Source organism: Flavobacterium sp. J49 (assembly GCF_011742145.1).
Lineage (GTDB): Bacteria > Bacteroidota > Bacteroidia > Flavobacteriales > Flavobacteriaceae > Flavobacterium.
In genome coordinates this window covers 57,075-63,459 of the sequence record NZ_JAAQQU010000055.1, presented here as the reverse complement: position 1 = coordinate 63,459, position 6,385 = coordinate 57,075, and the positions used below count along the sequence as shown (strand labels likewise).

The following is a 6,385-nucleotide window of genomic DNA, read 5'->3' as shown; positions in this document are numbered from 1 at the left end:
CGGTAGATTTCCCTGAGCAAGGAACAATGAAGCAATTTAAAGCACACTTCTCGTTGAAACGATAGAAGAAAATACAATTATCAAAAAAGCCACTCAAACGAGTGGCTTTTTTAGTTGTGATAGAAACTCTATAGGTCTAATTAGCCCCGATAGGAGCGAGCTACCATGTAGCGCGGATAGCGGGAGTAGGAGTGAAAAGAAATAAAAGGGTCTGCTCCTGAAAATAAAAAACGCCTCAATCAATTGAAGCGTTTTGTGGAGTCGAGGAGAGTGGCTTCGCCCAACTCCACCGTTCCTTTTTTGCAAATGCAATTTTCAGCCTTTAGAAGGCTGACGGCAAAAAAAAAATCCAATCAAGTGAACTTGTTGGATTTTTTTATTTTAAGCCGCAATAAAATTGCGCTTGGTGTGGAGTCGGGGAGAGTCGAACTCCCGTCCAAACAAGCAACTAAAGAGCTTTCTACACGTTTAGTCTTTGATTGGGTTTTCGACAGTAGGCTATGCCAAAGACAGCGGCCTAATGCTTAGTTCTATCAGTGTCAGAAAGGATTCAGAACATTACCTTTCCTAGGTTTACTTTTACGGTTCCCCTGAGCCAGCCGCCATAAACCAAGGCTTCTGAGGAGAATCCAGCTTCCCGATCTTATCGAGACGTGGCAAATCTTACTTTAATTCAGATTATGCAGCTAAAGCGTAGTTATTTTCGCCGTTTATAAGTTCGTACCCTTGGATTAACGAGCAAAAGGTACCATGCTCGACGTGCTTACTGTTCAATTCGACTTGCTGTCAAAACCAGTCGACCCCAGATTTTTATTCTGATTAGCAAAAATCAGACCACAAAAGTAGTTAATTATTCGTCATTATCCTCATTCAATTTGAACGGATAATCTCCGAAAAGGGAAGCGAGTTTTTTGGATTGGTAAGTTTTCTTGGTGTATTTGTTGGAAAGGGTAATGATGGTAACTTTTTCTTTTCTCAAATTGATAAAAGAAGAGGTATTACCGTGCCACCAACCGTTGTGAAAAAAGAAAGGCTCACCTTCTTCAAACTCCACCATGCGAATTCCGAGACCGTAATTTTTGAGTCCTTTGCTTTCGTAACTATAGCCTTTGTAAACCTTTTTAAGTAAATCGGGATTTAAAAAGAAAGGCGCATAACGAGCCGTGTCAAATTTTAACAAGTCTCTTGGGGTGGAATAGATATTTTTGTCGCCATAAATACCGTCTAAATAGTCGGTTCCGATTTCCACGTTGTTGCCTTTGTAAGATGGTACTATGCTCTCGCGGTCTTTTTCAAATTCGCATACATAAGTATTGTTCATGCCCAATGGTGTAAAAATCATTTCTTTCATAGCTTCCGGGTACTTTAAGCCGGTTACTTTTTCGATGATTAGTGCCAACATGGCATAGTTGGTATTGCAATAACTGAAATGGGTATCGGTTTTGGTTTCCAAAGGAATCTCTTTTTCCACCATTACTTTGACGATGTCCTCATTGGTTAATATTTTTTTTCGGTCCCAATTGTTATTTTCATAGGTGAAGTAAGCATAATTTTTCATACCGCTTCTATGGTTTAAAAGGGTTTGAACGGTGACATCTGGATAAGGAAAACCTTCTATTAAGGTAGTTACTTTTTGGTCAAGTTTCAGTTTTTTGGCATCAATCAACATTAAAGCAGCAGTTGCTGTTAAAACTTTACTTACTGAGGCTATATGTAAGGGAGTGTCTTTAGTGATTTTTTCATCGGTTCGTTTGTTGGCATATCCCATGTAGTTTTCGTAGATGATTTGGCCGTTTTTGGCCACTAAAAAACTCACATTATCATTCTTTTCAGACCATATCTTTTCAAAAAAACGAGAAGAACCAAATTTTTTGTCATTGATGAAAGCGGTAGAAAGTTTGGGTAAGGGTTCTTGTAAAGGTTGCATTACGGGAATTCCCTTCTCGTTTATTTTAACAATACCGTCTTCTGTTTTCTCTTGTTTAGAACAAGAGATTATTATCAAAAACAACGAGTAAAATAGTGGTATATAGTGGGATTTATTGATTCTCATTTTTGCGACTTATGGAAACACAAATATAATTATTCAAGCCAGTAGAAGCGTTAATTTTTTCCAAAGCTTTCAACAGGTTTTTCACAATTTTTATTTTTCCAAAAAAGTTTTGAAAACGTTTTCGTTACAACTACTTTTGGGGCACAAAAATCAACAGCATGAAATTCGGCATTATTAAAGAAAGAAAAAATCCGCCTGACAGAAGAGTCGTTTTTACTCCGGAAGAGTTGGTCAGACTTAAGAATGAACATCCTGAAGCCATTGTAAAAGTGGAAAGTTCAGAGATTAGGATTTTTAACGACGAAGAATATAAAAAGCTTGGAATTGAAGTGCTGGAAGACATTTCAGATTGCGATGTGTTCTTTGGGGTAAAAGAAATTCCTGTGGATTATTTGATTCCAAACAAGAAGTACTTTTTCTTTTCGCATACCATTAAAAAACAAGCGCATAACCGTAAATTGTTGCAAGCCATCTTGGCTAAAAACATCGAATTGTATGACCACGAAACCATAGTCGATTCAAAAAACCGAAGACTAATCGGTTTCGGGCGTTATGCCGGAATTGTTGGTGCTTACAACGGTTTCAGAGCCTTTGGAATCAAGTATGAATTGTTCACTATGCCCAAAGCCGAAACCTTAAACAGCAAGGAGGACTTGATTGTTCGCTTGAAAAGGCAAACTTTACCCAATATCAAAATTGTTTTAACCGGTCATGGAAAAGTAGGCATGGGTGCCAAAGAAATTCTTGATGGTATTAAAATCAAAGAAGTTTCAGTTGACGATTTTTTAAATAAAGTATACTCACAACCCGTTTATACCCAAATTGATGTTTTGGATTATAACAAACGTTTGGACGGACAGGTTTTAGACAACAACGATTTTTATAAAAATCCACAAGAATATACTTCCGATTTTGAACGTTTTACCAAAGTTGCCGATATTTATATGGCGGGACATTTTCACGGGAATAACGCACCGGATATTTTGACCCAAGACATGTTGAAAGCGGCTGATTGTAAGATTAAAGTCGTTGCAGACATTTCTTGTGACGTTGGCGGACCGATAGCTTGTACTTTGAAAGCGTCGACCATCGCTGACCCTTTTTTTGGTTATTTGCCCTCAGAAAACAAAGAAGTTCCCTATACACATCCCGGTTCTATTATGGTGATGTCGGTGGATAATTTACCTTGCGAATTGCCTAAAGATGCCAGTGAGGGTTTTGGTGAAATGTTTATGCAGCATGTGATTCCGGCCTTTTTTAACGGAGACCAAGACGGTATTTTAGAACGCGCTAAAATCACTGAAAACGGTAAACTCACCCCTCGATTTGCGTATTTGCAAGACTATGTAGACGGAAATTAACCCTTGATTGGTATCAATCGGCTTAAGTTTTTTTATTTTTGGCTATTAATCTGCTAAAAGTGAAAAACAAAGTTGTCCTTTTCTTTTTATTGTGCTACTCTTTTGCTGGTGCGCAAGAGTTATTGCCTTTTGTAGAAAACTTTACCAAAAGCAATTACAATGGCGACAATCAAGTATGGAGTGTAACCCAAGGCAATGACAACGCTTTTTATTTTGCCAATAACCATTATTTACTGCGTTTTAACGGTGTTCGTTGGGAAAAATACAGTTTGCCCAACAAAACCATTATAAGATCTGTTTTTTCAGATGGAGATAAAATTTATTCCGGTTCTTATAATGAATTTGGATATTGGAAAAGAAACAACGGGATTTTACGCTATACGTCACTTTCTAGAAACAAAAATTACTTTACCGGTAAGTCAATTAATGAAGAAATTTGGAAGATTTTTAAGCACGATGGCAAAATTTACTTTCAGTCATTTAATGAGCTTTATTCCTTAGAAAAGGGAACGATAAAGAAAATAAGCATACCGTTTCAAATTTCATATTGTTTTATAGTGGACAACAAAATTTATGTTGCCTCGGTTAAAGACGGTGTTTTTGTTTTTGAAAACAACAATTTCAAGAAAATTGAAGCCTGGAATCTCCTCGAGAACAATATCATCCATTCTATTGACAAAGCCAATGGGAAGATGCTGTTTTTTACCCAAAAAAATGGCGTTTTCATAGAAGATAATAAGGTTTTAAAACCTTGGTCACATCCCTTAAATGAATTACTCAAAAAGGAGATTATTATTTCGGCCAAAGTCATTTCAAATAGCAGCTTAATCATTGGGACGGCTTTTCAAGGGGTTTATATTGTTGATTTAAAAACGAATATTTATAACAATGTTTCCCGAAAGAATGCTCTAAAAAACAATTCCATACTGTGCATAGGTCTTGACAAAGAAAATGATTTATGGCTTGGTTTGGATAACGGAATTTCGCATATAGAAATCAATTCTCCTTATCGAATTTTTTCAGACAATTCCGGAATTTTGGGTTCGGTTTATACTTTGGCTCCTTTAAATGACGGCTTGCTATTAGGTTCAAATCACGGTGTTTTTAAATATCATGATAAATCTTTGACTTTGCTGTCTAATTCTCAGGGTCAGGTTTGGGATATGTTACCCGTTGGAAACAAATGTTTGATTGGTCACAATGACGGAACTTATGTGTATGAGAACGGAATTTTGACTAAAGTAAATGATGTAAACGGCGGATGGAAATTCCTGAAAAGTAATTTTCACGACAATTATTTTTTGGCCAACTATTCCGGTATTGTTATTTATGAAAACCCCAATGATTTTGGGAGCTACAAGTATTTTTCAAATCTCACCAAGCCTATTAAAAATATTGTTCAAAATAAGCCCAATGAACTCTGGGCAGTAGACAATTACAGAAGCTTGTACCGAATACTATTTGATGAAAAATTTGTAGTTAAAAAGGTCGAAAACATCACTCAAAAAAACAAAATTCTCAATGATTACGGAATTAAAATGGTGAGCTTTAATAACGAAGCCCTATTTTATATCAATTCAAAATGGTACAGTTACAATGCAATTTCCGACAAGCTCGAACTTAATGCTTTCTTCAATAAATCATTTTCCAATATTTCCGAGTTGATTGCGATTGACGATGAAAACTTTATTGTTTTAAAGGATAAGTCACTTTATTTAATTAACAGAATCAGAAATAAATTCACTTGGCATCTTATTCCGGAGAAATATTATGAAGGCAAAATAATCAATCAAGACACCAAAGTTTTTAAGAACGGCGATGAGTTTTTATTAAACTTGGACGATGGTTTCTTTGCTTTTAAAATGCAAAAATCTAAGTCGTTGCCCGATGCCATGAGCATCAAGATTGAAGCATTTGTAGAAGGTAATTTTGTTGCTAAATCCAGCACCATAGGGTATAACAAATCCATTAGTTTAGATGTTATTTCGGAATATTACGGCTATAATAAGCAGGAGTTATTTTACACTCTTGACGATGTTAATACTCATATTCCGTTGCGGGATTCTAATATAGTTCTAAATAATTTATCGAGTGGCAGTCATGAGTTCGGAGTTTATTACAATGATGGTGATAAATATGTCCAATTGGTTGAGTTCAATTTTAGAGTTGCCATGCCTTGGTACATCTCTTTTTGGATGATACTGATTTATTTATCGATTATTTCACTTATATTTTATTTGTATTACAAATGGAATAAGATTCGATATATAGAAAAATTAAAACTGAAAGAAGAAGAACTCAAACACCAAAAAGAAATCCTGAAGTTGGAAATGGATGCCCAAACCAAGTTAAAGTCACAGGAATATGACAAACACATACTGGAAGTTCAAATTCAGGCCAAGGCTTCTGAGGTTGCCGGAAAATCACTTTCAATAGCCAAACAATCAGAAATGATTGAAAGTATTCAAAAGCTATTGGAAAAAGAACATGATATTGTATCACTCAAAAGTAATATTAAGAAAACCATCAAACTTAATTCTATAAACAAAAAGGAATGGGAAACTTTTGAAAATAACCTTTACAAAAGTCATGAGGACTTTATCAAGCGGATTACGTCAAGGTATCCCAAATTGTCCTCTAAGGACATAAAACTATGTATTTATCTGAAAATGAGTTTGTCATCTAAAGAAATTGCACCACTGATGAATATTTCGTTCAGAGGAGTAGAGCTTCATCGCTACAGACTAAGGAAAAAGCTCGACTTACAGCAAGATGTCAATCTTTCCTCCTTTATGAATATGGTATAATCAAAACCTTTTTTTTTCATTATTGACATTTTTTTTGTTTAAATTTTACTGATTTGATATTCTTCCTTACTTCATCAATAGTACATCATTTGCCTTTTATATTGATAAGTTGTTTGTTTTTTTTTAACATTTTAAATTGCTGAATAATAGTTAATTAAAAAATA

At 35.3% G+C, this 6,385-nt stretch carries 3 protein-coding genes and 1 other RNA gene; 2 read left to right on the top strand and 2 right to left on the bottom strand.

Annotation, left to right across the window (positions count from 1 at the left end):
• Positions 1–406 precede the first annotated feature (406 nt).
• Positions 407–804, bottom strand: a transfer-messenger RNA (tmRNA) gene (ssrA, locus tag HA632_RS01760).
• 46 nt (positions 805–850) lie between these two features.
• Complete coding sequence (locus HA632_RS01755) at positions 851–2,053, bottom strand: serine hydrolase (RefSeq protein ID WP_176305529.1); 1,203 nt, start codon at positions 2,051–2,053, stop codon at positions 851–853.
• Positions 2,054–2,211: 158 nt separating this feature from the next.
• On the opposite strand from HA632_RS01755, the gene HA632_RS01750 reads away from it, so the two are divergent.
• Both HA632_RS01750 and HA632_RS01745 read left to right on the top strand, forming a co-directional pair.
• Positions 2,212–3,414, top strand: coding sequence for an NAD(P)-dependent oxidoreductase (locus HA632_RS01750; RefSeq protein ID WP_176305528.1), 1,203 nt, complete (start codon positions 2,212–2,214; stop codon positions 3,412–3,414).
• Positions 3,415–3,473: 59 nt separating this feature from the next.
• Complete coding sequence (locus HA632_RS01745; RefSeq protein ID WP_176305527.1) at positions 3,474–6,221, top strand: histidine kinase; 2,748 nt, start codon at positions 3,474–3,476, stop codon at positions 6,219–6,221.
• Positions 6,222–6,385 lie beyond the last annotated feature (164 nt).